General features: G+C 39.6%; 19 protein-coding genes and 1 pseudogene. 7 read left to right on the top strand and 13 right to left on the bottom strand.

The window, feature by feature from the left end:
- Window positions 1–168: 168 nt before the first annotated feature.
- The 3 genes from EJF25_RS09180 (at window position 169) to EJF25_RS09170 (ending at window position 1,906) form a co-directional block, all read left to right on the top strand.
- Window positions 169–579, top strand: a complete 411-nt coding sequence (locus EJF25_RS09180) for a Fur family transcriptional regulator (RefSeq protein ID WP_125040990.1) — start codon at window positions 169–171, stop codon at window positions 577–579.
- A 38-nt stretch (window positions 580–617) separates the two neighbouring features.
- Window positions 618–1,175 (top strand): NADH peroxidase, encoded by a 558-nt coding sequence (locus tag EJF25_RS09175; RefSeq protein WP_025074650.1) that lies wholly within the window; start codon window positions 618–620, stop codon window positions 1,173–1,175.
- Between the two features lie 95 nt (window positions 1,176–1,270).
- Entirely contained in the window at window positions 1,271–1,906 is a 636-nt protein-coding gene (locus EJF25_RS09170; protein ID WP_125040989.1) for a SagB/ThcOx family dehydrogenase, read from the top strand.
- A gap of 89 nt (window positions 1,907–1,995) precedes the next feature.
- Here the strand turns inward: EJF25_RS09170 and EJF25_RS09165 are convergent, their stop codons facing one another.
- The 6 genes from EJF25_RS09165 to EJF25_RS09140 all read right to left on the bottom strand — a co-directional run bounded on the left by EJF25_RS09165 (window position 1,996) and on the right by EJF25_RS09140 (window position 10,372).
- On the bottom strand, window positions 1,996–3,657 hold the full coding sequence (locus EJF25_RS09165; RefSeq protein ID WP_125040504.1) for an IS1182 family transposase: 1,662 nt from the start codon (window positions 3,655–3,657) through the stop codon (window positions 1,996–1,998).
- A gap of 165 nt (window positions 3,658–3,822) precedes the next feature.
- A complete protein-coding gene (locus EJF25_RS09160; protein WP_125040988.1) occupies window positions 3,823–4,287 on the bottom strand; it encodes a thioredoxin family protein in 465 nt (154 codons plus the stop codon).
- A gap of 18 nt (window positions 4,288–4,305) precedes the next feature.
- The gene (gene trxA, locus EJF25_RS09155) at window positions 4,306–4,605 is read right to left on the bottom strand and encodes a thioredoxin (RefSeq protein ID WP_125040987.1); all 300 of its coding nucleotides are present in this window, start codon (window positions 4,603–4,605) and stop codon (window positions 4,306–4,308) included.
- A gap of 162 nt (window positions 4,606–4,767) precedes the next feature.
- On the bottom strand, window positions 4,768–6,927 hold the full coding sequence (locus tag EJF25_RS09150) for a S46 family peptidase (RefSeq protein WP_125040986.1): 2,160 nt from the start codon (window positions 6,925–6,927) through the stop codon (window positions 4,768–4,770).
- The gene (locus EJF25_RS09145; RefSeq protein ID WP_200832892.1) at window positions 6,928–9,087 is read right to left on the bottom strand and encodes a S46 family peptidase; all 2,160 of its coding nucleotides are present in this window, start codon (window positions 9,085–9,087) and stop codon (window positions 6,928–6,930) included. It abuts the gene before it with no gap.
- A 40-nt stretch (window positions 9,088–9,127) separates the two neighbouring features.
- A complete protein-coding gene (locus EJF25_RS09140) occupies window positions 9,128–10,372 on the bottom strand; it encodes an anaerobic sulfatase-maturation protein (protein ID WP_125040985.1) in 1,245 nt (414 codons plus the stop codon).
- Between the two features lie 158 nt (window positions 10,373–10,530).
- Between EJF25_RS09140 and EJF25_RS09135 the strand changes: the two genes are divergently transcribed.
- Window positions 10,531–11,265: a DUF4369 domain-containing protein gene (locus EJF25_RS09135; protein ID WP_125040984.1), complete on the top strand. Its 735-nt coding sequence runs from the start codon at window positions 10,531–10,533 to the stop codon at window positions 11,263–11,265.
- Window positions 11,266–11,346: 81 nt separating this feature from the next.
- Here the strand turns inward: EJF25_RS09135 and EJF25_RS09130 are convergent, their stop codons facing one another.
- Window positions 11,347–12,102, bottom strand: coding sequence for a lysophospholipid acyltransferase family protein (locus tag EJF25_RS09130; protein ID WP_125040983.1), 756 nt, complete (start codon window positions 12,100–12,102; stop codon window positions 11,347–11,349).
- A 120-nt stretch (window positions 12,103–12,222) separates the two neighbouring features.
- The gene (locus EJF25_RS09125; protein WP_125040982.1) at window positions 12,223–13,323 is read right to left on the bottom strand and encodes a Gfo/Idh/MocA family protein; all 1,101 of its coding nucleotides are present in this window, start codon (window positions 13,321–13,323) and stop codon (window positions 12,223–12,225) included.
- Between the two features lie 127 nt (window positions 13,324–13,450).
- Between EJF25_RS09125 and EJF25_RS09120 the strand changes: the two genes are divergently transcribed.
- Together EJF25_RS09120 and EJF25_RS09115 are read left to right on the top strand one after the other, a co-directional pair.
- The gene (locus EJF25_RS09120; RefSeq protein ID WP_125040981.1) at window positions 13,451–14,704 is read left to right on the top strand and encodes an exonuclease SbcCD subunit D C-terminal domain-containing protein; all 1,254 of its coding nucleotides are present in this window, start codon (window positions 13,451–13,453) and stop codon (window positions 14,702–14,704) included.
- Complete coding sequence (locus tag EJF25_RS09115) at window positions 14,701–17,565, top strand: AAA family ATPase (protein WP_125040980.1); 2,865 nt, start codon at window positions 14,701–14,703, stop codon at window positions 17,563–17,565. Before EJF25_RS09120 ends, EJF25_RS09115 begins: the two co-directional genes overlap by 4 nt.
- Here the strand turns inward: EJF25_RS09115 and EJF25_RS09110 are convergent.
- The 4 genes from EJF25_RS09110 to EJF25_RS09095 form a co-directional block, all read right to left on the bottom strand.
- Window positions 17,549–18,718 (bottom strand): metallophosphoesterase, encoded by a 1,170-nt coding sequence (locus EJF25_RS09110; protein ID WP_125040979.1) that lies wholly within the window; start codon window positions 18,716–18,718, stop codon window positions 17,549–17,551. The genes EJF25_RS09115 and EJF25_RS09110 overlap by 17 nt on opposite strands.
- 107 nt (window positions 18,719–18,825) lie before the next feature.
- Window positions 18,826–19,728, bottom strand: coding sequence for a vitamin B12 dependent-methionine synthase activation domain-containing protein (locus EJF25_RS09105; protein ID WP_125040978.1), 903 nt, complete (start codon window positions 19,726–19,728; stop codon window positions 18,826–18,828).
- Between the two features lie 422 nt (window positions 19,729–20,150).
- Window positions 20,151–21,491 (bottom strand): dihydroorotase, encoded by a 1,341-nt coding sequence (locus tag EJF25_RS09100; RefSeq protein WP_125040977.1) that lies wholly within the window; start codon window positions 21,489–21,491, stop codon window positions 20,151–20,153.
- Complete coding sequence (locus EJF25_RS09095) at window positions 21,488–22,231, bottom strand: polyprenol monophosphomannose synthase (RefSeq protein ID WP_125040976.1); 744 nt, start codon at window positions 22,229–22,231, stop codon at window positions 21,488–21,490. The genes EJF25_RS09100 and EJF25_RS09095 overlap by 4 nt, the downstream gene beginning before the upstream one ends.
- Window positions 22,232–22,515: 284 nt before the next feature.
- On the opposite strand from EJF25_RS09095, the pseudogene EJF25_RS26315 reads away from it, so the two are divergent.
- Window positions 22,516–22,817: pseudogene (locus EJF25_RS26315) on the top strand (hypothetical protein); the annotation flags it as partial.
- A 196-nt stretch (window positions 22,818–23,013) separates the two neighbouring features.
- Here EJF25_RS26315 and EJF25_RS09085 read toward each other — a convergent pair.
- Complete coding sequence (locus EJF25_RS09085) at window positions 23,014–23,859, bottom strand: DUF1573 domain-containing protein (RefSeq protein ID WP_235016768.1); 846 nt, start codon at window positions 23,857–23,859, stop codon at window positions 23,014–23,016.
- Between the last annotated feature and the right edge of the window lie 256 nt (window positions 23,860–24,115).

Genomic DNA, 24,115 nt, shown 5'->3' with positions numbered 1-24,115 from the left:
AGTTTTGAATTTCTATCTTTTCGACTGCAAATCCTCAAAATGTGGCGATAAAGGGAGATAAAACTTATTGAAAAAAAACTCGATTTTATTTGCAAATAAAATAAAGGCTTTTTATCTTTGCATCAAATTTATAATTGTAATGAGTACAAATTTGGAAAGAAGAAGATAATGGGTGCATACGAACAATTATTAGAGTACAACATAAAACCTTCCATGCAACGTATTGCCGTAATGGAGTATTTGATGAAACATCGTACGCATCCGTCGGCTGATGAAATATATACGGCTTTGTCTCCTTCTATGCCTACATTGTCAAAGACTACCGTCTATAATACCCTGAAACTTTTTGCAGAACAGGGGGCAGCGTTGATGCTTACCATTGATGAAAAGAATGCCAACTTTGATGGAGATACTTCAGCACATGCCCATTTTCTCTGTAAATGTTGCGGACATATTTATGATTTGAAATGTCTGGGAGCAATTAAATCGGCAGAAGATCAGGAAATTGATGGTCATCATGTATCAGAAATACATTATTATTATAAAGGAATTTGTAAGAACTGTTTAAACGAACAATAATATACGTATTTGACTAATTAATTTAAAATTGAGAAGAAATGAAAAAATTTAGATGTACTGTTTGCGGTTACGTTTATGAAGGTGACGCAGCTCCTGAGAAATGTCCTTTGTGTAAAGCTCCTGCTAGCAAATTCGTTGAAGTTGTTGAAACCGAAGGTGCTGCTTTGGCTTTTGCTGACGAACATGTTATTGGCGTAGCTAAAGGTTGTGACGAAGAAATGATCAAAGATCTGAACAATCACTTCATGGGTGAATGTACTGAAGTAGGTATGTATTTGGCAATGAGCCGTCAGGCAGACCGCGAAGGTTATCCTGAAGTAGCTGAAGCTTTCAAACGTTATGCTTGGGAAGAAGCAGAACATGCAGCTAAATTTGCAGAATTGTTGGGTGACTGCGTATGGGATACTAAGACTAACCTGCAAAAACGTAAAGATGCAGAACAAGGCGCATGCGAAGACAAGAAACGTATTGCAACTCGTGCTAAAGCATTGAATTTGGATGCTATCCACGATACTGTACACGAAATGTGTAAAGACGAAGCCCGTCACGGTAAAGGTTTCGAAGGATTGTACAACCGCTATTTTGGTGATAAGTAACAAACCTTATAAATAACTCTAAAAAGGTCTGCATCCCGTTGCGAATGCAGGCCTTTTTTCGTTTATTTGTTCATCAACTTTTAAATGTCACAGATATGAAAAAAGTACAACTAATTTTGATGTGTTTATTGTTTACAGTTGCAGTTTCTGCTGCTGACAAGGTAATTAAGTTACCGAAACCTGATTTGAACCGTAAAGGTGGTACAGTGATGAAGGCTTTGTCTGAACGACATTCTACTCGTGAATATGCTTCGAAAGCATTGAGCTTATCCGATTTGTCGGATTTATTGTGGGCGGCAAATGGAATCAATCGTCCTGACGGCAAACGAACGGCTCCTTCTGCATTGAACAAGCAAGATGTGGATATTTATGTGATTCTACCTGAAGGCAGTTATTTGTATGATGCAAGAACTCACCAACTAAATTTAATAAGCGAGGGAGATCATCGTGACGCTGTGGCAGGAGGTCAAGCGTTTGTGAAGGGAGCTCCGGTAGCTTTGGTGTTGATTAGCGATGTTTCCCGTTTCGGTGATACTAAGAATACGCGAAATCAATTGATGGGAGCTGTCGATGTAGGTGCTGTTTCTCAAAATATCTCTTTGTTTTGTTCTACAGCTCATTTAGCCACAGTTCCGCGAGCTTCAATGGATATTGATAAACTGAAAACTGTATTACAGCTGAAGGATAGTCAGATTCCGATGATGAACCATCCGGTAGGGTATTTTAGATAAATATTGTTAGATATATAAAAAGGAGGTTGTGTCAAAACGTTGGCACAACCTTTTTCTAAAATTTATAGTCCTGTTATCTTTTCTTTTGGCTATGCCGCTTTTTTCTCATTCATTTGGTAACAAGTTACTATATTCCCGTTGTATCGAGTTATAAATAGCCCAATAAATATAGATTTAGCAAGTGTAATGAACTCCTTTCCTGCCTTTCTCAGTTTTGCACACATCTTTTTGATATTAAAAGCTATGGCAAAGAAGGCAAAGTCCATTGTCACCTTGTCTTCTCCCATATGCCGGAACCTTCTGTATGCCATGTTGTATTTCATTTGTCCAAAAACGGCTTCCGGTTCTATACACCGCCTGCCCCTATGCCTGATTCCTTCTTCTGAGAGCAACCTTTCCCGTGCCTGCCTTTTGTATTGGTTTAACCGGTGGTTGACTTCTATAATACGGTTCCCCCGGGCTTTAAAGCAACTGCCACGCAAAGGACAGCCTTCGCATCTTTGTGCTTTATACCGGGCACTTTCGGAGATGTATCCGCTCGCTGTTTTGTCACGTCTGGTTCCTATACGGTTCATGTGCTGCCCCATAGGACAAACGTAGTAATCCTCCCCCGCATTGTAATGGAGACTCTCCGCATGGAATGGGTTGGGGGTATAACGGGGACGCTGTTCTTTATGGAAGTAGTTGTACTTGACAAAGGCTTCTATCCCATTATCTTGCATGAACCGGTAATTTTCTTCCGAGCCGTAACCGGAGTCTGCCACACCGATACCCGGTAAGCGGTTATAGCGGTGCTGGAAGGAGTGGAAGAAAGGGATCAGGGTCAGCGTATCGGTGGGGTTGGGAAACAGCCGGAAGTCTATGATGAACTGGTTTTCAGTACCTGTTTGTAAATTATACCCGGGCTTGGTCTGCCCGTTCTTCATGGCGTCTTCTTTCATACGCATGAATGTAGCATCAGGATCGGTCTTAGAATAGGAATTACGTTCTCCAAGGACTTCAAGGTGATTGTCGTATTCCATCAGCTTGTCACGGTACTCCTCAAGTTCCCGGACCTGTTTCTTCTTTTCCCGGATGACTTTCTTTTGTTCCTTGTCCTTTGTTACAGGCTGGTGTTCCAGCACCTCTTTAAGTTCATTCACTATATCTGAGAGCATGGCAGGAGTGAACTCTACGGATGTGTCTTTGGAGGAGTTCTCTTGGGCTATGGCTTCATCTACCTGCTCCAGGAGAATGCGGATCTTATCCATCAGCTTTGTACGGTTCTTTTCGACTGTCTTGCGCCAGACAAAAGTATATTTGTTGGCCATGGACTCAATCTTGGTACCGTCGATATACTCTACGTCAAGGCTGATAAAACCTTTGTCGGCAAGGACAAGAACCAACTGCGTAAATACGGTATTTATTTCTTCTTTTACACGGTTTCGAAAACGGTTGATGGTAATAAAATCCGGATGTTCATTACCGGAAAGCCAGATATAATGGATGTCACGTAGGAGAAGCTTCTCTATTTTGCGGCACGAATAGATATTGTTCATGTAGGCGTAGATAATTACCTTGAGCATCATTTTAGGATGATAAGGACAACGACCGGTTGCTTTATAAAGCTTCTTGAAATTGTCAAGATTGAGATTATCAACAACTGTATTAACGATGCGAACCGGATCGTTCGATGCTATGTTCTCATCAATTCTTCCGGGAAAAAGAACTGTTTGGTTGGGAATGTAAGGACGAAAATGTAACTTTGCCATAACGAAAAACTTTATGCCTAAAGTTACAAAAATTTTGGGTAATAACAAAGCCCGGGCTTGCGAAAGTCTGGGCTTTGCGCATAAAAAAAGGTTGTGCCAGCATTTTGACACAACCTCGTATCATTACGATAGTGTAAGTATCCTAAGAGGATAGCTACATTCTTTTTACTTTAAAAGAAATTCATCGATAGCCTTCTTATAAGTCGCCTTATCTGCCGCTCCACGAAATAGTTGCGGATCTCCTTTCATAGGAATGAATACGAACAACGGGATGCTCGTTGCATTGAAAAGGGCAGCCAATTCTTTTTGTTTATCTACATTTACTTTATAAATAACAATTTTTCCGGCATATTCCTTAGCCAATTCTTTCATGATAGGAGCAGTTTGACGGCAAGGACCACACCAATCGGCATATAAATCGATGATGGCAGGTTTAGTGCCTTTGTACTTCCATTCTTTTGATTTCTCAAAATCGAAGACATCTTTTATGAACATTGCTTTGTCCATGACGATGACTTCACCGTTACCTGTTACTTCTTTTTTACCTTGATTGTTTTCTTCTCTGTCATTGAAAGCATAAACGATTACGCTTATCATAACGAGAGCCACCATTAATAATACCTTTTTCATTCGTTCTTTTTTCTTGTTTTATGAGTAATGTTTTTCAATTACTCCTTTCAATTCACTACTGTGGATTACTCCGGAATGTCTCCATACCGCCTCTCCGTTCTTAAATAAAATAAAAGTCGGCACTGCCTGTATGCGATACTGAGTGGCTAAATCTTGATGTTGGTCCACGTCAATTTTGACAATACGGGCTTTATCACCAACGATTAATTTTAATTCTTCCAGAACAGGTTTCATTGCCTTACAGGGCCCACACCATTCTGCAAAGAAATCAACTAAAACAGGGGTAGGGGATTGTATTAAATCAGCAAACTTTTCCATAATCTTTTCCTTTCTTAATGATAATACTCAGCCTCTGAAGACTGGCAAATATAGATTCTTTTTTCTTATATAACGGCAAAATCCAGTTTTTGTTCATGAAATAGCCAATGATAGAAGTTATGAATGAAATAATAGAAAAAATGTAAATGGTAGAGGAATTTTTTATTCTTCTACCGTCAGTTCATCGATGATATGTGAAGCACCCGCAAATTTATCAATGATAAATAGTGTATAACGGATATCTACACAAGCAGCACGCTGTGAAGAAGGGCGGAAGGCAATGTCACCTGTCAGACCTTCGTAATTACGGTCAAAAGCGGTTCCGATTAATTGACCTTTACTGTTGAATACAGGACTACCTGAATTTCCGCCGGTATTATCTGTATTTACTATAAAACATACGGGCATTTCACCGTCTTTACCATAACGTCCGTAATCTTTGGCGTTATATAAATCCTTTAATTTCTGGGGAACTACAAACTCCCAATTTTGGGGATCTTCCTTTTCCATCACACCTTTGAGAGTGGTATAGGTATTATAGACCACACCATCGGCAGGTTCATAAGGGAGTACCTGACCGTAAGTTAGTCTCAGGGTTGAGTTTGCATCCGGATAGATTGGAATACCTTTTTCCTGTTTCATGTCCATCATGCCTTTTACCCATACTTTATGAGCCGCATCATAATTTTGATTTACGTCTTTCATGGCGATGGCTGTCTTCAGAATCCCGTCAGTAATGGAATATTTGAATAAGATCATCCAGTCATGTCCAATCTTATATAAACTTGGCTTTGCAATGAACTTAGCAAAGTTTTCCGGATTGCCAAAGATCGAGTACTTAAAACAAGCATCCACAAATGCATCTGTATCTCCTTTAAAACGAGAATTAATGATTTCGAATATGTTGATACGCTGTTCTTCCGGGATATATCCTGCATACGTTTTCAACATTTCTTTTGCAACCATCCGCTCTACTTCAGGGAAAGGGACCGATGCAAAGTATTTTTCGCCTTCCAGTTTCAGTTTTAAAGTAGCTTTGTTGATTCTTTCTTTATCTTTGGATTTGAGAGCGGATACTATTTCTGTAGTAGAGGGAAGTCTCATAAAGTCGAGTGCAGTGACCAGTGCTTCATTAATAGCTTGTTGGTGATAGATAGCGTCACGTCGGTGAGCTACTATCGAGCGTATTTCATCGAATGCTTTCTGGTAAGAATCATCTCCTTTTTCACGTCCACGAGCAAGAAGTTCCTCTTGTTGTGCACGTTTCGTATCCAATACTTTCAAACGGACCAAACCTTCGTTCATCCCAATCGCATTTTTCCAATAGTTAGCGGAAGAAGCATATTTACTAGCATAATGAATACGTACAGTAGGATCTTTCAGCATTTGTTCCATAAGAACTTTTTGACGTGCTCCGCGTACATGCTGACGCATGAAATTCGTTGTCTGCATACGTTCTTCCACTTCGTCGGAGATCATGTATCGCCAGTTACGTCCCGGGAATCCCATTGCAAAGGTGAAATCACCTTCTTGTACTCCGGCAAGGCTGATAGTCAGGTGTTTTTTTACTTGTAGGGGTACATTATCTTTAGAGTATGCTGCCGGTTTTCCGTTTTTATCTGCATAAATACGGAAGAGTGAGAAGTCACCGGTATGACGCGGCCACATCCAATTATCAGTATCTGCTCCGAATTTACCAATAGAAGAGGGTGGGGCGCCTACCATACGTATATCATTATACACAGTTTTAATAAACAAGTAATATTTATTGCCACCGTAGAAAGCTTTAAGCTCAAGTTTGGTTGCAGGAGTGATTTCGATATTCTCATCTTTGGCAAAACGCCCTGCTACGATAGTCAGGTAGCTAGGAGACAAATAGTTTGTTCCTTGAGGGTCTTTATCTTTCTTTAATTGTTCCTGGACATAACTCGTGACATCAAGAATACGGTCAATAAAAGTGACAGTTAGTCCCGGAGTAGGAAGTTCGGCGTCGCGGTTCATAGCCCAGAAACCGTCAGTCAGATAATCATGTTCCACATTACTATGCTGTTGGATAGCTCCATAGCCACAGTGATGGTTAGTAAGAACTAGTCCTTGTGAAGAGATGACTTCTCCCGTACATCCTCCACCGAAATGCACGACAGCATCTTTCAGAGAAAGTCCGTTAGTATTGTATACTTCTTCTATAGGGATCTCAAGACCAAGCTCCCGCATGGCAACTGCGTTTTGTTCTTTTAGATCAGTTAGCATCCACATGCCTTCGTCGGCGTGGATGCTGAGAGTTGCCAATGAAAAAAGGGCAAATAATAATTGTTTCTTCATTTATTCTACGATAGTCATTTCATTAATCAGATGACCGCAGTTTCCTAATTTTTCAAGAATGAATAGGACGTAGCGGATATCCAAGTTGATACAACGTTGCAACTTATTGTCGAAGTTGATATCACCACTCAAAGATTCCCAGTTACCATCGAAAGCACATCCGATTAATTCACCGTTTTTGTTCAAAATCGGACTACCGGAGTTACCACCGGTGATATCGTTGGTTGATAAGAAGCAAACAGGCATATCACCATTCGGTAATGCGTAACGACCATAATCTTGTTTTTCAATCAGTTCTTTCAGTTTGGCAGGTACTACGAATTCACGATCTTCCGGATTTTCTTTCTCAAGAATACCTTTGGTCGTTGTGTAATAGTTATAATGTACACCATCTTTCGGGTCATATGGTTTCACGTTACCATAAGTGAGACGGAGTGTAAAGTTTGCATCCGGGTAAGAAGGAACAGGCAGTTTCATTTCACCCAGTCCGCGGATATATGTTTTGTGCAATAAAGCCAATTCTGTTTGAAGTGAACTTATCTGTGAAGCTAATTTCTCAAAAGCTTCATATTTGGACTTGGTATATTGCATTGACAAATCCTGATCGATGGCTTTAACTGTTGGTTTTTTGAGGAATTTTTCAAAATTCGTCCGGTTGGCAAAGATGGAACTGTTATACATATCATCCACAAACTTGTTATAATCGCCTTTGTATTTTTGTTCGATCACTTGATAGATAGACGGACGTTGTTCGGTTGGAATCATTTCAGCATAAAGAGGTAATAGAGCTTTGGCCACTTTACGGTCTACTTCATGATCGTAATCTTTATTGTGGATTCTTTGGTAACTCTGTTCTAGACCTTTCAAGCGAATTTTGATCAGAGAATCATTCTTTTCTTCAAGTGCTTCGCGTGTTTTGTCCAATTGGATATTGCCAAATTCAATCCCTCCGAAGAACACTTCGCGTAAGCAAGTCATTTGATAATTGAGAGGAGATGTTTTAGCTACTACATCATCGATTTTATTGACTACCGTAGCATATTCTGCATTGTTCTGTGCTTTGGCAAATTCTGCAAATTTAGCTTCCTGTTCAGCTTTTGTTTCCAACACGTTATTGTCGATGATTGCCTTATTCATACCAATCGAGTTTTTCCAATAGTTGCTGGAACCGGCATATTTGTTGGCATATTGAATGCGAATTTTATCGCTGGCATTCATTGCTTCTTTCAATACATCCTGACGTGCACCACGAATGCGGATACGTGGCTCATTGAGTGATTCCATACGTTCTTTCACTTCGGATACGGTCAGGTAGCGACTGGTACTTCCCGGGAATCCCATAATCATGGCATAATCCCCCGCTTCCAACCCCTTGATAGAGATGGTCAGATGTTTTTTAGTTTTCAGAGGAACATTAGTAGGATTATATTTCGCAGGTTCTCCGTTAGCATCAGCGTAGATGCGGAATATTGAGAAGTCACCGGTATGACGAGGCCACATCCAGTTGTCTGTTTCGCCCCCGAATTTTCCGATAGAAGAAGGAGGAGCAGCTACCATACGTACATCTTCATATACTTTCAGATAAAACAAATAGAATTTATTTCCGGCATAGAAAGGAAGAGCTTTCGGCATAATTCCCTTTTGACCTTTGAGATCACTCTTGTTATAAAGTTCCATTGCCAGTTTATTAAGGAACTCTCCACTGAAAGATTCTATTTCGGAAATTTCTTTGGCGGCAATTTTGGCATTGACAAGATCCGTTACATCTTCGATACGTTCTACAAATGTAAATACTAATCCCGGAGTCGGGAGTTCTTTGTCTCTGGAAGTAGCCCAAAAACCGTCAGTCAGGTAGTCGTGTTCTACGCTACTATGTTGCTGGATGGAAGCATATCCACAGTGATGATTGGTCAGGATCAATCCTTCCGGTGAGATGATTTCTCCCGTACAGCCTCCTCCAAAGATACCGACAGCATCTTTCAGAGAAACGCCATTAGGATTGTATATATCCTGTGCTTCCAAGTTTAATCCTTGTTTTTTCATCATATCGATAGAATGTTGTTGTTGCATTAGTTGCAATAACCACATACCTTCATCCGCTTTTGCGGAACACGCAATCAGCGCGGTCAGCGCTAACAAATAGAATTTTAATCTGTTCATTTATACTAAGAAATTAGAAAATATATTTGATGTTTGATATTTAACTCTCGATGTTTAACTTACCGCTTTTCAAAGCCTCCATAATATTGGCAGGCGGACGTTGATTCATTAATTCATTTTTCATGAAGTCCATGTAGGGAGCCACATGTTGGAAAAACTGGTAATAGCCCTTGCATAAATAGTTCAGGCCCGGTTCGCCTTCAGAAGTCCGGCTGAACCTGTTTTTAGGACATTCACCGTTACAGGCAAACAAGAAATTACATCCTTTGCATTGACTAGGCAACGACTGGTGTTTCATCGCTCCGAAATTATTCTGTTGTTCGCTATGCATCATTTCAACAAGCGTTTGGCTGTAGATATTGCCGAGTTTATATTCCGGAAAAACAAAGTGGTCACATGAATAAACGTCCCCGTTGAATTCCATCACACCTGCATGGCCGCAACTCTTTGCCATGGTACATACACCGGGCTGTTCACCCATCCAATTGGCAAGAGTAGAATCGAATATCTGTATGTAGTAATTGCCGACGTCTTCTTTCACCCATTCATCAAAAAGTGTGCAAAGGAAATTTCCCCATTGCTCCGGGCTGACTGAAAAATCGGCGAGTTCACTTTCTCTGTCTTCTGCAAGAGAAGCTAAGTGACGTCCGTCCTCATGTGGAATGATACGTTCTACAATGGGAGCAAACTGAATGTAATGGCAACCTATTTCTTTAAAGAAGTTATAAAAATCAAGCGGATAGTCTGCATTGAAATCATTGACTACTGCCATAGCGTTCCATTCCACTCCATGTTTTTTCAGGAGGTTGATGCCTTGCATAACTTTCACGAAGGAAGGTTTACCCATTTTGTTTTTGCGATATTCGTCGTGAAACTCCTGCGGACCGTCGATAGATACACCTACCAACCAATTGTTTTCACGGAAGAATTCGCACCACTCGTCGGTGAGCATAGTTCCATTTGTCTGGATACAATTGTCGATAGAACGTCCACGTGCGTATTTCTTTTGAAGTTCCATGGCCTTTTTATAGAAAGAGAGCGGACGCATCAATGTTTCTCCACCGTGCCAGGTGAAAAGTACCTGAGGCATGGTTTGTGAATTGATATATTCTTCGATAAACTTCTCCAAAAGTTCATCACTCATTACGTGTTTGGGGTTTTCTTTATAAAGATTTGCCTTTTCCAGATAGTAGCAGTATTTGCATGCAAGATTGCATACAGCTCCTACAGGCTTTACCATGACGTAAAGCGGTTTGGCAAAAGGGGCATAAGTTATTGTGTTCATACATGCAAATTTAGATAAACTAAATGAAATAGAATACTTCCTACCTTTGTTTATAAGGATTATTAAAGAAAAGAGTCTTACAAATTTTAAATATTGATAAAATGTTTCTTTTGATTCTGAATCGGTTGTACCTTTGTACCCAGAATAATAACACATAGATGAACGTGAATAAAATTTTGCCTATATTGCTTTTGCTTCCTTTTATGGCATCGTGTACCCATATGTATAAGATAGAAGGAACCTCATCGGTGAACAGTCTGGATGGAAAAAAGTTATATCTGAAGACTGTCCAAGATGGGGAATTGGTTAAAATCGATTCGGCCGAAGTAATTCACGGTTTGTTTTCGATGAAGGGTAAGATGGATTCCGTACAGATGGTAACTCTTTATATGGATGATGAAAGCATTATGCCTATTGTGTTGGAGAGAGGTAAAGTTACCGTTACGATCAGTAATATGGAGATAAAAGCGGAAGGTACACCTTTGAATACTGCTTTATATGAGTTTATTCGTAAGAGAAATGATTTGGAAGTAAGTATCGGAGAGTTGGAACAGAAAGAAACCCGTATGGTAATGGACGGTGCTGACTATGAAGAAATTCACCGACAATTGGTTTCAGAGGGAGATTCGCTTGTAAATGAGATGAACAAGTATGTGAAGAAATTCATTTCAGATAATTATGAAAATGTATTGGGACCTAATGTGTTTATTATGCTTTGCAACTCATTGCCTTATCCCGTTATGACTCCACAGATTGACGATATTATTAAAGATGCTCCTTATTCTTTCAAAGAGAATAAAATGGTAAAGGAATACCTGAAGAAAGCGAAAGAAAACATGAAGTTGATAGAGGAACATCAACGGATGCAGCAGAATAGTTTGATGAAGAAATAAGGAAATCGGAAAGATTTAGAATATATTAAAAATTCCATGTATTGAATTTGTGTTTTCAATGCATGGAATTTTTGGTTTGTACTAGTCTTGATCTTCGTTTTTTATCATTCCCTTATGTTTCTCCGGCAGAGCACTTTCTACAGCTGCATAAGCTTCTGCCATTGTCGCTTTGATGTTTTCTATCCCTTTCCCTTTAGGAGGAATTGGATCGTGGATAGTCAGGATCATCCGATGACGGTGTATCCATTTGCCTGTACGCGGAAGTATTTCAAATGAACCATCTATGGTGACAGGAACTACTGCCAGTTGCAAGTCATCTGCCAGTTGGAAAGCTCCTTTCTTGAAATATCCCATGTGTCCGGTAAAGGTACGTGCACCTTCGGGGAATACTACCAGAGATACTCCATCTTTCAAAGAGTCCTTTGCCTGTAGAATCGTTTCCAATACTTTTTTGGGTCCGGAACGATCCACAAAGATATGTCCTGCACTTTCGCAAGCTTTGCCTACGAAAGGTAGTTTACGGAGACTTTTTTTCATCATCCATTTAAAGTTTCTTCCGATGAATCCGTAGATTAGGAAGATATCAAAAGAACCTTGGTGATTGGGAACGAAGATATAAGATGTTTTGTCATGCAATTTCTCACGACCACGAACTTTCACGGGAATCAGCAGAAAAAGACAGATTAACTGTGACCATATTTTTCCCGGATAATATCCCCAGAAATGAGCTCCTCCCACTAAAGAGCCTATAATGGTAACAATTGCAGTAAGAATCGTTAATACTAATAAGATTGGTAAAGCTATACAAATCTGATAAATATAATATAGTATTTTCATGGGTTGTATTTTTTTATATATTGCAAACTTACGAAAAAATACTTGATTTCTATATTAATCCAATAAAAAACAAAACTACTTCCCTTTTTGTCATGATGATAAAAACAATAAATACAGTATTTATAAACGAATCGGCTTACCGCTTTTAGCACTTTTGATAGAAGAGTCAAGTATCTCGACAACAATTAAATTATTTTCCAACGAAGACAAATCAGTAGGAAGTACTTGAATTTCTTTACGGACGGCGGCTTTCAGATAATAGAAAGAATCGTTATATGGAGCTTTCAGTTTGGGAGGTTGTATCGTTGTCTCTTTCCGATTGGTAAATATACGCATGGATGTAGGTGTATCCTGATAAATATATCCCTTACTACCATAAATATGCATATCTTTTCGTCCTTTAGGCCAATTCCATGACCCCATTATCTGTACGGTTGCAGAAGGATATTCAATTAGGATCGTTGCATCATCATCTACTTTGGGATATTTATCCGGCTTTAATTGTTTCAGGACGGCATAAACGCTCATAGGCTTCTCTCCGCCCATTAGCCAGGTAACCAGATTGGCACCATAACAACCGAAATCAATCACGGCACCTCCACCGTTCAGTTTAGGATCAGTCAGCCAGTCAGTAAATTCTTTTCCACAACCAATCTCAATGGGACCTTCGTGGCCATCATATACTTCAATACGATTTATTTTGCCTATCACATTATCTTTTCTGATCAAACGGTAGACCTCATGGTTCGTATTGTACCAAGTTGTTTCATAATTAGTAAGTAACAATGTATTGTTTTTGCGTACTAGTTCCGCCATTCGGTTGGCATGTTTCATATTGACTGCCAAAGGCTTTTCTACCATCACATGGATGCCGCGCGGAGCACAAGCTTCTACTACGGCAAGATGATCGTAAATAGAGCCGTAAGCAACAACAACTTCAGGCTTTGTTTGATCAAGCATTTCTTCCAGATTTGCATAAAAAAGAGAGTAATCTACTCTTTTTCGAAGTGGATTATTGGCTCTTAACTGTTCATCCGGTTCTGCAACACCTACAATTTCAAAATCACCTCTATCCATACGGATAACTACTTCATGAAGATGTCCGTGTGATACACCTGCCACTCCTAAACGGAGTGGGTTTGAAGTTTGAGCATTTAATATAAAAGGCAAGCAGATTGCTGATAAAAATAAGAATGTTCTGATCATTTTTTGTGGATTCATTGTCTGTATAATAGAATTATTTGTAACAAAGATACTTGATTTATCGGTAAAAAATATAAGTTGATGCTATATAATCTTTTTGTTTGTACTATTTTTGTCTCTTATTTATATTGAGAGGTCGAATGATATGATACGTATATTACATACAGCTGATTGGCATTTAGGTCAAACTTTCTTTGGTTATGATCGCACTGAAGAACATAATATATTTTTGGATTGGTTGGCAAAAAAAATCCATGAAAAGGAGATTGATGCGTTAATTGTCGCTGGAGACGTATTCGATGTTTCCAATCCTTCTGCTGCTTCCCAACGAATGTATTACGAATTTATCTATCGGGTAACGGCTGAAAATCCAAACTTGCAAATTGTTATCGTAGCCGGGAATCATGATTCTGCGGCACGATTAGAGGCTCCTTTGCCATTGTTACAGGCCATGCGGACAGAGGTAAGAGGAGTGGTGCGGAAACTGGATGGAGGAGAGATTGATTACGACCATTTAATAATAGAATTAAAGAATCGTCAGGGAGATATGGAATTGCTTTGTATGGCAGTTCCTTTCCTGCGGCAGGGGGATTATCCGGTTGTACAGACAGAGGGTAATCCTTATGCAGAAGGAGTTCGTAAGCTTTATACACAACTTTTGCAAAGAGCATGGGAGCGTAGGAAAGGGGGACAGTCTGTTATGGCAACAGGACATCTACAGGCTACAGGTTCGGAGATTGCGGAAAAAGACTATAGTGAACGGACGGTTATTGGTGGTTTGGAATGTGTGTCACCGGAGGTTTTCTCTGAGCAGATAGCTTATACTGCTTTGGGACATATTCATAAAGCGCAACGGGTATCCGGCAGAGAGAATGTACGTTATTCAGGAAGTCCGATTCCGATGTCATTTGCGGAGAAATATTATCATCATGGGGTTGTGATGGTAACCTTTGATGAAGGTTGTGCGGTTGATATAGAGCGGCTTGAAGGTCCGAAATCGGTTTCTTTGGTGAGTGTACCGGATGGAGAAGCGGAGCAGCCGGAATCAGTGTTGAAGACTTTACGAGAGTTACCTGAAGTAGATGGAGAAGCTCCTTATCTGGAAGTAAAAGTTTTGTTGGATGAACCCGAGCCTATGCTTCGTCAGCAAGTTGAAGAAGCACTGGCAGATAAGAATTACCGTTTGGCTCGTATTGTTTCTACTTATCGTCAAGATGAAGGTAAAGTAGAAAAAGAAAATGATGTTTGGATGAAAGGCTTGCAGGAGATGTCTCCTTTACAAATAGTACAATCTGTGTTTGAGAAGAGCTATCAGACAGAAATGCCTGGTGAATTGACTGAATTGTTTCAGGAAGCTTATGTGTCGGCAACTCGTAAAGAAGAGGAGGAAGAAGGATGAAAATAATAGCGATTCGATTGAAGAATCTTACTTCTATAGAAGGAAGTGTAGAAATAGATTTTACGGAAGAGCCTCTTCGCTCTGCGGGAATATTTGCTATTTCCGGACCGACAGGTGCGGGAAAGTCTACTTTATTGGACGCTTTGTGTCTTGCCCTCTATGATAAAGCTCCCCGTTTTGCAAATTCAGTGGAGAGTATTCCTCTTTCAGATGTGGGAGATAATCAGATCAACCAGTCCGATGTAAGGAACTTGCTTCGCCGGGGAACGGGAGAAGGATATGCGGAAGTCGATTTTCAAGGAGTAGACGGACATCGATATCGCTCTCGTTGGTCGGTTAGACGGACTAGATCTAAATCGAATGGTTCTTTGCAGCCGCAGGTGTTGGAGGTGAAGGACTTGGATACGGATCAAGAATATCAGGGCACTAAAAAAGAACTGTTGGCTCAGTTGGTAGAGTTGGTCGGATTGACTTATGAGCAATTTACCCGAACGGTATTATTGGCTCAAAATGATTTTGCAACTTTCTTGAAATCCAGAGGTACGGCAAAAGCCGAATTGCTTGAAAAGCTTACAGGTACAGGAATTTATTCCAGAATTTCGCAGGAAGTTTTTGCAAAGAATAAGGCTGCACAGGAGGAAGTGGCCCTCATTCATAGTAGGATGAGTGTGATTGAATTAATGCCCGAAGAAGAACTCCTCGCCTTACAAAAAGAGAAGGAGCAATTGACAGAAAGACGTGATGCAGGAATTAAGTTGTTAAGAGACTTGAATACTCAATTAAATATAGTTCGTTCACTGAAAACACAAGAGGAGCTATGGAAGAAAAAAGAGGAAGAAGAACAGTCCGGACAAGAGAATATGGTGGCATTGCAAAGATCGTTGCAATTGCAGGAAGAGGGATTGATACATTTTAAGGCACAGTGGGAAGCGATACAACCGGATTTGAAGAAAGCTCGTCAATTGGATATACAGATTCAATCGCAACAAACCGGCTATGCCCAGTCGCAAAAGATATTGAAGGAAGCTCGCCTACGGGTAACAGAATATGGAAAGGTAGTTCAATCTGCTACAAGTCAGTTGCAAATGTCATATCATTCGATGAATCTTTTGCTGAACCATGTGGGAGGAGAGACGTTGGAATTGGAGCAGGTAGAAAAGATTCTCCAAAAGGAAGAAGAATTATTGGAGAGTCGGCTGAAAGTGCATGAGGAATGCCAGCAACGTTTAAATGCTTTCGGCTATCCGGCGTTGGTAGATACTCAGAGTAAGCTGAAAAATGAATTAGTACGGCTGCAGAATATACGGCAACTGACTGAAACTGAAATGAAAACGAAAGAGGATATAGGGAAGTTGGAGAAAGAGACTGTGACCTGTGCACAAGAATTGGCTGAGCAGGAGGTTGCTTTGAAAACAATTCAACGTCTTTATGAGAATGCTCGTATGGCAGTAGGAAAAGATGTAACAGCTTTGCGGCAACAGTTACAAGAGGGAGAGGCGTGTCCGGTTTGTGGCAGTACAACGCATCCTTATCATCAGGAGCAAGAAGTGGTAGATACTCTTTTCCGAAGTATAGAACAGGAATATAATGCGACAGCTGCAACTTTTCAGCAAATTAATAACCGGAATATTGCTTTGCAACGGGATTTGGCTCATTTGAAACATGTAGAAGAACAGCTAAAAACACAATTAGTAGCTTTGCAACAGGAAAATCCGGAAAGCGGGAACGAGGAGCAGATAAAGAATCAGTTGAAAGAACTGGCTGAACGAATTCTTGAATATGGTAATCTTTACGCAGAATGGCAACAGAAGGATGAAGAGATCAAAAAAATGCGGGCTCATTGTACAGCTTTACATGAGAATGTCTCTCGTTACCGTTTGGCGATGCAGAAAGCTGCTTCTTCCAAAGAGCAGTTGGCTATTTTGGAAACTGCTGTTATTACCGAACAGGGTAGGTTCGATATCATTACAAAAGCACTGGAGGAACTTCGTCTGGAAAGATCACAGTTATTAAAAGGAAAGAATGTGGACGAAGCGGAAGCTGCCGTTGTCAGAAGAGAGAAGGAACTGAATGCAACTTTGGAAAAAAGCCGGAAAGATGTGGAGATGGCACAGAACCGACTTGCCGGCTTACAAGGAGAGAAGAAGCAACTTTCTGTAGTTATTAAAGAATTGCGGGAACAACAAAAACATATCGAATTTCCCGATCAACTGCCGGAAACTATTGCAAAGCAACAGGATGAAAATTCGAATACTGAGAGTAGTCTGGCTTCTATTTCAGCAAGGTTACTGCAACAGGTAAAAAACAAAGTAATTGCTGGACAAATAGCAAAAGAACTGGCAGAAAAACAATTGAAAGCTGAACGCTGGGCAAAACTGAATAAACTGATAGGCAGTGCTGACGGTGCGAAGTTTAAAGTTATTGCACAGAGCTATACCTTAAATTTATTGTTGTTTCATGCTAACCGGCATTTATCTTATTTATCTAAACGATACAAATTGCAGCAAGTACCGGGTACTTTAGCACTTCAGGTAATTGATTGCGATATGTGTGATGAAGTCCGGACAGTTTATTCACTTTCCGGAGGAGAGTCGTTTTTGATTTCTCTTGCGCTGGCTTTAGGATTGTCTTCCTTATCAAGCAATAACCTGAAAGTAGAATCACTCTTTATTGACGAAGGATTCGGTTCGCTCGATGCAAATAGCCTACGGACAGCAATGGAAGCATTGGAACAATTGCAGATGCAAGGACGGAAGATCGGAGTTATTTCTCACGTACAAGAAATGAGTGAACGTATTTCTGTTCAAGTACAGGTACACAAGAAAGTCAATGGAAAAAGTGTGCTTACCGTCGTAGGGTAAGCACCGTTATTTCCGGCCAAGCACCGAAACGGAAAGGCAATCCGACGTATCCGATTCCTAAATTTACATACAATCCTCGTGCCTTTTCCAGATACATTCCACACCATTCCGGATAAATATAGGAAGCAGGAGAATAATCTCCCAATTTCATTTGCATACCATGCGTATGTCCGGCCAACATCAAGTCTACATTCGATTGGGGAAGTACTTCTCTTCTCCAATGTGTCGGGTTATGGCTCAGCAAAATCTGGAACATGCCTTCAGTACCCCGCATTGCTTTGGTTAAATCACCATGTTGGGAAAAAGGAGGTTCGCCTTCGTTCTCAACTCCTATAAGTGCAATGCTATCGTTACCTTGTTTCAGGATATCGTGTTCATTATTTAGTAATTTCCATCCCATGGCTGCTTGCCTTTGTTTGAGGTCTGACAGATTTTCTGCTTCTGCCCGCTTATCTCTCCAATGATAATAAGGACCGTAATCGTGATTTCCCAATACGGAGTAAACTCCATCTTTTGCTTTTAATCCGGCTAGCGTTTCTTGAAAGCCGTCCAACTCAACTGCACGGTGATTGACTAGATCCCCTGTGAAGACAATAAGATCAGGATTTTGTTCATTTACCAGATTGACTAGCTTTTGAATGGCAGAAGCATTTCCATGCCAACTTCCGATATGAATGTCGGATAATTGAACAATGCGATATCCGTCAAATGCCTGTGGCAAACGGGAAGAAGTATAAGTGACTTCTTTGACATCAAACTGTGTACGTCCGATAAAAGAACCATAAATAATAATGATGATAGAGATAAGTCCCAATGTCAGCCCTGTACATATAAATGGAGTTCGGGGCCAGCGCAGCCATTTATGAAAAGGTACTCCCGCCAACGTACAAAGAGCCAGTATCAATTTAGGAGCTGTAAATAGAAAAAAGAGGATGGAAAACCAGCCGATTGCTAATTGGAACTGTTGCTCAGCTTGTATATTTTTTGCAAAATATCCCAGATAAGTAATTCCGGCAGTCAGCAAGATACATGGAATCCAATAAAGAATGCGTAACCAGCATTTAGTCGTCAGCTTGACTATAAATCTGAAATACAGATAGATGTCAGGCAGAATCAGAAAGATTAATAAAAAGATAAATAAACGTTGTAGCATATTTCGCGTATTTGAGAATTATTTATTCTCTCATTCTGTGTATGAATGTATTTAAATTTGAGTTTTAGTTGTACGAAAAAAGAGGTAAATCATAAGCTAACTCTTGGTTATTGCAAATTGGCAGCCAGGAATTTGCGCATTTCCTCAATACTTTTCTTTCGTCTTCGTGCATAGTCTTCGAGTTGGTCTTCTCCAATTTTCCCTACAGAGAAATATTCGGAGGCGGGATGTGCAAACATAAGGCCGCAAACAGAAGAATGAGGATACATCGCTCCATTTTCTGTGAGACTGATTCCTATTTGTTTCATATCCAGAATTTCGTCCAACAAGAAATTGACTGATTGGTCGGGGAGGGAAGGATAACCTACGGCAGGACGGATGCCTTGATAGTTCTCTACCAATAAGTCAGGTATTGTCAGATTCTCATCTTTGGCATATCCCCAGAATTCTTTGCGTACATATTCGTGCATTTTTTCTGTGGCAGCTTCTGCCAAACGGTCTGAAAGAGTTTGAACGAGTAGATGTTTATAAGGATCTTGTTCGTATAATCCTTCCATGTCCGCATCGATACAGGAAGCAAAAACACCCATTGTGTCCGGAATACCGGAGGATAGGGGACGGATGAAATCGCTCAGACAGATGAAAGGGCTACCGTCCCGTTTGGGAGTTTGTTGGCGGAGTAGTGGGAAAATAATTGTTTGATTTTCTTCTTTCTCAATCACCAGATTATCTCCGTCTGAATTAGTCTTGCAGAGTTTGAAGATTGTTTTTACTTCATAGTCTGCATCAAGCATATCGAGCATTCGGTTGGCTTCTTTGAACAGTTGCATGGCTTCTGAAGCTTTGTTTCGCTCTTCTTCCGGAAAAGTCGTCAGCCAAGAGGCGCGACATGCGTCGCAACCATGAATATTGGCAATGGCTGCATAACGCGGTTGGAATCCCCAAGCATGGAAAAAGTAAATCCAATTAATGTAGGGGGCAACATCATGTATTTTATAAGATAATATCATAAACTACTGTATTAAATGAGTCAAGACTGATTTATTCTTTTCATTCCAATTCTTCTTCTACATAAGAAAAAACTGCATTTTCTCTATCAACCTATCACCAATGCTCTGAATCCATTTATTCATCGGTGTTTCAAGTGGTGATAGGTTGATAAATAACCTATCACCCGATCTATCACCTATCACCGGAATTTGGGAGATCTATAATGATATTATTGAAATGAATGGATCGGAGTGTTAGTTTCAACGTTTCGAACTTATGGTTTCAAGGCTTGGAACTATTGGTTTCAATGGTTGAAACTTTTAGTTTCAAAGCGTGAAACACTTAGTTTCAATAGGGTGAAACTATTTGTTCCAAGGCATGAAACACTTTGTTTGGCTATATGGAACAGAGTGTTCTTCTATATGAAACACTTTGAAACTATTTATCTTTCAAAAAATAGTTCTTGTCCGCGATACTCTTCATCAATAATTCCATTGTTGTATAACAGATGTCCGTTTACAAATGTTTTTTCTACTTTCCAGTTGAAAGTATGTCCTTCCAGTGGGCTCCATTTACATTTGCTCAGGATACAGTCGGTAGTAACGGTCCATTCATTTCCGGGCCGTACTAAGACAAGGTCTGCGAAATAACCTTCGCGAATATATCCCCGTTTTTGTATATTGTACATTTGTGCAGGGGCGTGACTCATCTTTTCGGCAACTTTTTCAATTGTGAATACTCCCTTGTCTACCAATTCCAACATACTTACCAGTGAAAATTGTATCATTGGCATACCAGAGGTGGCTTTTAGTGCTCCTCCTTCTTTTTCACTCAATAAATGTGGAGCATGGTCGGTGGCAATCGCATCAATCAATCCGCTGACTACTGCCTCTTGCAAAGCCTTTCGGTCACTAGCCGATTTGATAGCAGGATTACATTTGATACGTGCACCCAAAGTTTGATAGTTATCCTCTGTGAAAATCAGATGTGAAACACATGCTTCAGCGGTGATTTTCTTTTCTGCTAAAGGAATATTTTCAAATAAACTTAGTTCTTTAGCTGTGGAGATATGCATGATGTGTAAACGTGCATTCGTTTCACGTGCTAATTTAACTGCCAATTCAGAAGAACGGTAACAAGCTTCTTCCGAACGAATGACGGGATGCAGTGCTAAAGGAACATCATCTCCGTATTCTTTCTTATACTTATCTGTATTTTCTTTGATGATTCCCTGATCTTCGCAATGAACAGCAATCAGCAAATCGGTACCTGCAAATATGTTGCGCAGACTTGCCATTCGGTCTACCAGCATATTGCCGGTACTGGACCCCATAAACAGCTTCACTCCGCAAACACGGTGTTTATCCAACTGGCTGAATTGTGTGTAATTATTATTGGTAGCTCCGAAATAGCAGGAGTAATTGACTGCCGACTTTTCTGCCAGCAGAATCAACTTCTCATTCAAAGCTTCCAAAGTCGTAGTCTGTGGATTGGTATTAGGCATATCCATGATAGAGGTAACACCACCCGCAGCAGCTGCACGACTTTCAGTGGTAATATCTGCTTTATGGGTCAGCCCCGGATCGCGGAAATGAACATGTTCATCGATAGCACCGGGCAGAAGATAGCAACCGGTTGCATCGATGATCTCATCACAGGGGGCAACTGCTTTTTGGTCGCCTACTAATATTTCAGCAATCTTTTCGCCTTCAATAACGACGGAGCCTAATACTTTTCTTCCTTCGTTGATTATAACGGCATTTTGAATCAGAATACGTTTCATTTCTTTTGTGGGAATTTATGGAACCAACTATTAACTTTTAACTTAATCACACCAAATATGGCTTCGCCAAAGATACTGCTGTTCATCTTCGAAGTACCTAGTTCTCTATTGATGAAAATAACAGGAACTTCAATGATTTTGAATCCACATTTATAAGCGGTAAACTTCATCTCTATCTGGAAAGCATATCCTTTGAAACGGATATGGTCCAGATCAATCGTTTCAAGTACTTGCCGACGGTAACAAACAAATCCGGCTGTAGTATCATGCACAGGAATTCCTGTAATGAAACGTACATATTTGGAGGCAAAATAAGACATCAACACTCGCCCCATCGGCCAATTGACCACATTCACGCCACTTACGTAACGTGACCCGATAGAAACATCTCCTCCTTCTTCCGAACAAGCTTTATATAAGCGTGGAAGATCATTAGGATTGTGACTGAAGTCAGCATCCATTTCGAAGATATACTCGTAAGCATGTTCCAAAGCCCACTTAAAACCGGTAATATAAGCGGTTCCCAATCCTAACTTTCCTTTGCGCTCGATCATGAAAAGGCGTTCGGGAAATTCTTGCTGTAAGGTTTTCACAATAGCTGCCGTTCCGTCCGGCGAACCATCTTCTATGACCAGAATGTGGAATATCTTGTCTAACCCGAAAACGGCACGGATAATATTTTCGATATTTTCCCGCTCATTATAGGTCGGGATGATAACAATGCTGTCCGATGTTTGCATAAATTCGATAATTTAGATAACAAAAGTAGTTCTTTTCCTTTAGTTGTGGGATATACTAAGGAAAATTTAACGTGACATTGTGTTGGGATATTCATAAAATGATGGCTATTTTTACTCATAACATTGTATAAGAACTAAATTGGCTTGATTTAGTAACACGTAAGTTGGGATATATATCCTGATGAGTTTTCTGTTTGTGAGAAGAATTAATATAATACAATCTATCTGTTCTGTATGAGATAGATTCACGTAAAATTCGTGTTTTGCAGAGTAATTTTATATATATGACTATAACCGAGTTACAACAACAATATGCCGTTCATCCTAATATGGCCGTTCTTAAGCGTTTATTAAAGGATACTTCGATTCAGACTATATATTGGGAGGATTGTGTACCTCCGCTGCATCTTTGTTTTCATCTGTTTTAGTGTAACAGGATGTTTGTCTTTTCGTCTTTGTTTTAGGTGGTCTGGAATAAGCAGGGTATTTCTATCATGGTTTGACACAAGTGTTGGGAACAGAAACAGTGTTGTTTTTCCCTTCTTTTTTTCGTCGTTCTGTTAAATATGGACAGAAAGATGGTTCTTTTCGATAATAACGAAGTGCTTTTTTAATACTTGCCGATTATCCTTAGCAGCTCGCAAGGAGGCCTCTAATATTGATATTGGTTCTTCTTTCTTCGCAGTTAATAGATTTGTCATTTGCCATCCAAGCACGATGATGAATACAATTTGGATAATCTGAAATCCATAGCGCTTTATCATAATACTGTTTCCTAGCCGTTACTTTGCATTTCCCGTAACTTTCAACTGAAAAGGAGAATCTTTCGCATTGCAATAGATTGTTATGGTTTTATCAAAATGTTCAGGATACTCTGCTTCGTAAGTTATCCTTATATTTGCAGATTTATACTGGTTAATAGGTTTCTTATCAAATTCTGCAGTCATACAGCCACAAGAAGTAATCACATCATTGATGACTAAAGGTTTTTCTCCGGTATTAGAAAGAGTAACTTCTGCTTCTTGTTTCTGTTTCCATGGGAAATCCCCCATATTTATATTGTCTTTTGATAAAAATGCAAAGGTTAAAGATTGACTTCTAGACTGGGAAAATGTCTCTTTTCCAGAGATAATATTTAAATATAACTCTTTCACCAAAGGACTATGAATCGGATTACCAATTGCAATAACTTTAGCATTTTTATCTAACAAAAATGTCTGAAATGTCATATCAGTAGATAAATGATTCAATTTATTAAATGAATCTGTTTCATCAATGCAAACAGGATAAGTAAAACGTTTACGATACAATAAGTCGAGTAACATTTCTTTGTTTTTAGGATGAAATATTAAAAGACACGAGACTTTCTCTTTAAAAGAATCATCTAAATGACTAATCAACAATTTCCAATCTTGCAACTGTAACTTACAACTCATACATCCTATCGAATCAACATAAGATACAATTGTATATTCACGAACCGGCATTTGTAAATTATACATAGAATCTTTTTTAAATGAGCAAAATTTCAGGTCAGCAGGATAATAAATTATCCTACCATCCCATGCCTTAACTAATTGCTCTATATGATCTTTTTGAGATTCTCCACATGAGCATAATAATATCATAATCAAAATATAAAATACACTCTTAAAACATACTTTTCTTTTATTCCAGCACATCATCTATAACAATATATAATTAACATTTCTCTATTCACCCTAATTAAATTTTAAATAATATCAGACTATCACAGAATTATTTTTTATGTGGAACAAATAACACCAAAACATTTATCTCTTTAACAATTTTGGTATGATCAGGATATGTACCAAGAGCTACAATTCTAGAATGTCCTATTTGACATATGATATTAACATCCAC

It is taken from the genome of Bacteroides faecalis, assembly GCF_003865075.1.
Taxonomy (GTDB): domain Bacteria; phylum Bacteroidota; class Bacteroidia; order Bacteroidales; family Bacteroidaceae; genus Bacteroides; species Bacteroides faecalis.
The sequence above is the reverse complement of the archived record's forward strand: the minus strand, read 5'-3'. Positions and strand labels throughout refer to the sequence as shown.

Coding starts and splice junctions, on each gene's coding strand:
- EJF25_RS09180 (WP_125040990.1), top strand. CDS start 169: ATGGGTGCATACGAACAATTATTAGAGTACAACATAAAACCTTCCATG.
- EJF25_RS09175 (WP_025074650.1), top strand. CDS start 618: ATGAAAAAATTTAGATGTACTGTTTGCGGTTACGTTTATGAAGGTGAC.
- EJF25_RS09170 (WP_125040989.1), top strand. CDS start 1,271: ATGAAAAAAGTACAACTAATTTTGATGTGTTTATTGTTTACAGTTGCA.
- EJF25_RS09165 (WP_125040504.1), bottom strand. CDS start 3,657: ATGGCAAAGTTACATTTTCGTCCTTACATTCCCAACCAAACAGTTCTT.
- EJF25_RS09160 (WP_125040988.1), bottom strand. CDS start 4,287: ATGAAAAAGGTATTATTAATGGTGGCTCTCGTTATGATAAGCGTAATC.
- trxA (WP_125040987.1), bottom strand. CDS start 4,605: ATGGAAAAGTTTGCTGATTTAATACAATCCCCTACCCCTGTTTTAGTT.
- EJF25_RS09150 (WP_125040986.1), bottom strand. CDS start 6,927: ATGAAGAAACAATTATTATTTGCCCTTTTTTCATTGGCAACTCTCAGC.
- EJF25_RS09145 (WP_200832892.1), bottom strand. CDS start 9,087: ATGAACAGATTAAAATTCTATTTGTTAGCGCTGACCGCGCTGATTGCG.
- EJF25_RS09140 (WP_125040985.1), bottom strand. CDS start 10,372: ATGAACACAATAACTTATGCCCCTTTTGCCAAACCGCTTTACGTCATG.
- EJF25_RS09135 (WP_125040984.1), top strand. CDS start 10,531: ATGAACGTGAATAAAATTTTGCCTATATTGCTTTTGCTTCCTTTTATG.
- EJF25_RS09130 (WP_125040983.1), bottom strand. CDS start 12,102: ATGAAAATACTATATTATATTTATCAGATTTGTATAGCTTTACCAATC.
- EJF25_RS09125 (WP_125040982.1), bottom strand. CDS start 13,323: ATGAATCCACAAAAAATGATCAGAACATTCTTATTTTTATCAGCAATC.
- EJF25_RS09120 (WP_125040981.1), top strand. CDS start 13,451: ATGATACGTATATTACATACAGCTGATTGGCATTTAGGTCAAACTTTC.
- EJF25_RS09115 (WP_125040980.1), top strand. CDS start 14,701: ATGAAAATAATAGCGATTCGATTGAAGAATCTTACTTCTATAGAAGGA.
- EJF25_RS09110 (WP_125040979.1), bottom strand. CDS start 18,718: ATGCTACAACGTTTATTTATCTTTTTATTAATCTTTCTGATTCTGCCT.
- EJF25_RS09105 (WP_125040978.1), bottom strand. CDS start 19,728: ATGATATTATCTTATAAAATACATGATGTTGCCCCCTACATTAATTGG.
- EJF25_RS09100 (WP_125040977.1), bottom strand. CDS start 21,491: ATGAAACGTATTCTGATTCAAAATGCCGTTATAATCAACGAAGGAAGA.
- EJF25_RS09095 (WP_125040976.1), bottom strand. CDS start 22,231: ATGCAAACATCGGACAGCATTGTTATCATCCCGACCTATAATGAGCGG.
- EJF25_RS09085 (WP_235016768.1), bottom strand. CDS start 23,859: ATGATATTATTATGCTCATGTGGAGAATCTCAAAAAGATCATATAGAG.